This is a genomic window from Faecalicatena fissicatena (assembly GCF_016900595.1).
In the GTDB taxonomy this organism is placed as follows: Bacteria; Bacillota; Clostridia; order Lachnospirales; family Lachnospiraceae; genus Claveliimonas; species Claveliimonas intestinigallinarum.
The window spans coordinates 1-1,890 of sequence record NZ_JACLYY010000030.1 but is presented as its reverse complement, the minus strand read 5'-3'; the positions used below and the strand labels follow the sequence as shown (position 1 = coordinate 1,890).

General features: G+C 51.7%; 1 protein-coding gene. It reads left to right on the top strand.

Annotated features, from left to right (window positions below; all coding sequences use genetic code 11):
* The first annotated feature begins 407 nt into the window (after positions 1-407).
* Positions 408-1,823: a group II intron reverse transcriptase/maturase gene (ltrA, locus tag H7U36_RS14970; RefSeq protein WP_033126202.1), complete on the top strand. Its 1,416-nt coding sequence runs from the start codon at positions 408-410 to the stop codon at positions 1,821-1,823.
* Positions 1,824-1,890 lie beyond the last annotated feature (67 nt).

Sequence of the window (1,890 nt, the reverse complement as noted above, 5' to 3'; positions counted from 1 at the left end):
TTTGTGTGCCCGGCGGGCACACGTTCTAACGGGTGAAAGTCCCTGACCCGCCCGGCAGTGGGAAGGGTGCAGCTAATGGCAAGGGCGTCATCGTGAGGTGGGGTCTGAAGGAAGCCGGAGGCAAACCACTGGCCTGTAAAAGTTGTCCGGATAGGCTGTAAAGCGTGGATGAGGTTGCAAACCAAACTAAAGTCCAATAACTGCACGGAACGCCAACAGTAAACGGGGCAGGTATAAGTGGGAAAGAGCGTGTGAGTACCCGGGGAGGTCTCATGAACATGGCAAAGACGATATAACGTTCGTTGTCATGGAGTAAAGCTTGCCATGAGAAGTCAGCAGAAGTCATAGTACCGGAACAGCTATAGATGTCCCGGGAAGGACGGAACAGTAGGAGGTGCCATTTCCAAATGGAAACCGGACATGGAATTAAGTACAGACAACTTCATATTGAAGACTACCTGAGAGAGATACCTGCGGAACAGGGAAGGGGAACAGGAGTGTACGTCCATGAATGGATTACCGGGAACCCTGACACCAACACGGACTTTTGGACGGACAACCTGCTTGATACGATACTCAGGAGCGACAACCTGAATGCCGCATACAAGAGAGTGAAAGCAAACAGAGGGTCAGGGGGAATGGATGGGATGCAGGTGGATGAACTTCTGCCCTACCTGAAAGACCACCGGGACGAACTGGTCAGGCAGCTGAGGGAGGGGAAGTACAAACCCAACCCCGTCCGAAGGGTAGAAATACCCAAAGAAGAGGGAAACAAAGTCAGGAAGCTGGGAATTCCAACTGTGGTCGACCGGATGATACAACAGGCGATAGCGCAGGAACTGACGCCTATTTATGAGGAACAGTTTTCGGATAACAGCTACGGCTTCCGGCCAGGCAGGAGCGCACAGGACGCACTGGCAAAGTGCAGAGAGTATGTGGATGAAGGATACGCCTACGCAATCAGTATGGACTTGCAGTCCTATTTTGATACCGTAAACCACAGCAAACTGATAGAGGTGCTGTCGAGGACGATCAAGGATGGACGAGTAGTCTCGCTGATACACAAGTACCTGAAGGCCGGGGTAATGGAAGACGGAGGATTTCGTGCGACAACCGAGGGGGTGCCCCAGGGAGGCCCCTTAAGCCCGCTGTGTGGAAATGTCATGTTGAACGAGCTGGACAAGGAACTGGAACACAGAGGCCATAAGTTCGTGAGATATGCGGATGACTGCATCATCCTATGCAAGAGCCGGAAAAGCGCAGAAAGAACGCTGGAGCACATCATCCCATTTATAACGGGAAAGCTGTACCTGAAAGTCAACCTTGAGAAAACGACAGTGAGTCACATCAGCAAAGTGAAGTACCTTGGATACGGTTTCTACCGAAACAAAGGAAGATGCCGTATGCGGGTACACCCCAGGTCAATCAGGAAGATGAAGGACCATCTGAGGGAATTGACAGTGAGAGGAAACAAGTGGAGCAACCCGGAGAGAGAGGAGAAGCTCAGGAGATATACGACTGGGTGGATAAACTACTACCGGTATGCGGACATGAAGAGACTGATGGAGGACACAGACGAATGGCTCCGCCGCAGGATACGGGCGGTGTACTGGAAACAATGGAAAAGAGTGCGAACGAGGTATAAAATGCTTCGTGCACTCCATCTGCCGGAGTGGCAAGTGCATAAACTGTCAAACTGTCGGAAGGGGACATGGAGGGCGGCGGAGATGCTGAACTCTGTGCTCACCAAGACGATAATAGTGGACAGACTCGGATACCCATCCATGACTGCCCACTATCTGAAAGTACGCGTAAACTATTGAACCGCGTAGTACTGAACGGTACGCTACGTGGTGTGGAAGGGGAGGGTCAAATCTCCCCTATCCGATT

What these genes read in the sequence shown, in the direction of transcription:
- ltrA (WP_033126202.1), top strand. Translation starts at nt 408, where the DNA reads ATGGAAACCGGACATGGAATTAAGTACAGACAACTTCATATTGAAGAC.